Origin of the sequence: Marinomonas sp. SBI8L (assembly GCF_001624705.1) — a bacterium.
GTDB lineage: Bacteria > Pseudomonadota > Gammaproteobacteria > Pseudomonadales > Marinomonadaceae > Marinomonas.
The window spans coordinates 1-2,156 of record NZ_JSEO01000029.1 but is presented as its reverse complement, the minus strand read 5'-3'; the positions used below and the strand labels follow the sequence as shown (position 1 = coordinate 2,156).

Here is a 2,156-nt window from a genome sequence, read left to right as displayed (position 1 = left end):
TTTAGCTTTAAATTGTCCATAGTCTCTCTTTGTTAAATTTGTTCGTTTTTTGGTCGAAACAGAATTAATTTAACGAAAGAGGGGCGCCTTTTATATACCCCTTAGACACACTTTATGGGACGGTATGTAACGATAACCGTGTAGCTCTTTTGCATCGGCAAAACTGCGTTCTACTGTTTCTTTTCGTCGTTTATAAATTCTCTTACCGCGTTCACTCAGACGTTTTAAATTCGCTCTCTCTTTGCTGTCTTGCCAGATATGGCGTGTAACTGTTTTGACAGATTTCGCGTTCTTCGTACACTGCTTCAGCGTTGGGCATGCGACACATTCCGCCGAGTTAGATTGATAATGGCGATACCCTTCTCTTGTCGTTGTTTTATAGATAAGAGATTGGCCCTGTGGGCATTGATAGGTATTCGTGTCAGGATCGTATTGATAATCCTTTTTATAGAACATGCCTGCTTTATGATTTAAGCGGCGATAAGCGATCGCAGGGAAGATCCCTTTATCTTCCAGCTGTTTACACAGCGCTGCCGTGTTATAGCCTGCATCGAGTCCAACGGCTTGCACGTCAAAATCAAATCGCTTCTCTTGCCGCTTTAACCTTGCCATATAAGGACGCGCATCATGTAAATTTCCCGATGTAACATGCACATCCGTGATGATGTTGACTTTACTATCAACCGTTCGATGATCGAGATAGAAAAAACCTTTAGGCTTTTGGTCACGCACCATATAGCCGCTATCAGGGTCGGTTGTGCTTTGTTTGATCGTTTTTTCAGGTTGCGCCTTTTTGGATGGCGCTAAGGCTTTTTTCCTAAACGAGTTCGCTCTGTTTTGACATCGTCGTCGAGTTGATCGAAGTAAGCTTGTCGTTCCTCTTTTACTGTCACTTTAAGATGTTTATTTTTATTTGCGTTAGCTTTGATATGAGTTGAGTCGGTGTAAAGCACCGTGCCAGAGACAAGCTTCTTGCGCATGGCTTGAAGCACAATCTCATCAAAGATTTGCTGATAAACATCCGAATCATTAAAACGTCTGCGGCGGTTTTGGCTTAGCGTAGAAGCATCAGGCAACTTATCGGTGAGCCCTAAACCGAGGAACCAGCGATAGGCAACATTGACTTGTGCTTCACGTATAAGCTGACGTTCGCTTCGAACACCAAATAAATAACCAAGCAGTAAGAGTTTAAACATGAGAGTAGGATCAAGTGCAGGACGACCATTACCTAGGCAGTACAGATCTTTTACTAAGTCATGAATAAATGAAAAGTCGATCTGCTTATCTATCTTGCGAAGCAAATGATCTTTAGGAACAAGCTCATCAATACAGACGAACTCAAGAGAAGACTGAGTTTGGGGGCGAGAATTAAGCATGGCTTATTATAAAAAATCCCCGCCTAGGTTGGCGAGGACTTTGTCAGCAGTCTGAGCCTGATCTTATGATCAGGCTTTTTTTTGCCTGCAATTTATCGAAAGACACATCATAAGCAACCTATCTCTCGTTCCCATGAGGGGGTGACCGTATAGGCAAGGTTATAGGGAATTTAATCATAGAGTCATTGATGACCCCATCCCGCTTCCTATTCCAAGTACAGAAGTGGCTCTTTATTAGACACGCTATGCATCACATTGCCGATGCTAGTGTGAGAGGTCCTCTTTATAGACTCCAACATTACCTAGCTGGTATTAAAAAGCCTGACCTTCTTTGCTCATTAGATTTATGTATAAGCATACAGTTTATTCTTCAGATATCTAAAATGTTAATAAAATTCGCACGTTTTAGCACTATAAATATCTATGATACGGCACGCTTTATCATTGTTTAAGGTTTATAAAGTATTTAGAATCAACTAGTTATTATAAGTGCACGAAAATAACCGTGCCCGACAAGTAAAAATAGGATTCGAAATAACGCGCATGCGCGTTTAGCCAGGAAGGCTTTCAGTGAATAAGTGGCCTTTCCTTTTAAGAATTAATCATATGTAGCGTTTTGAGTACGGTGGATAAATCTAGTAAACCAAGCGTGCGCATTATTAAAATAATGAAATGGACACCCCTTCTATACTGAGTTAGTTCTTCAGTTTAGGAGGTTAATATGGAATGTATTCAAGTAGCAGGTATTGATCTTGCTAAATCGATATTTCAAGTGTGCGC

Annotated in this window: 1 pseudogene; it reads right to left on the bottom strand. The window is 41.0% G+C overall.

From position 1 onward, the window contains the following. Positions 1 to 126 precede the first annotated feature (126 nt). Positions 127 to 1,376: pseudogene (locus OA91_RS24655) on the bottom strand (IS1182 family transposase); the annotation flags it as partial. Between the last annotated feature and the right edge of the window lie 780 nt (positions 1,377 to 2,156).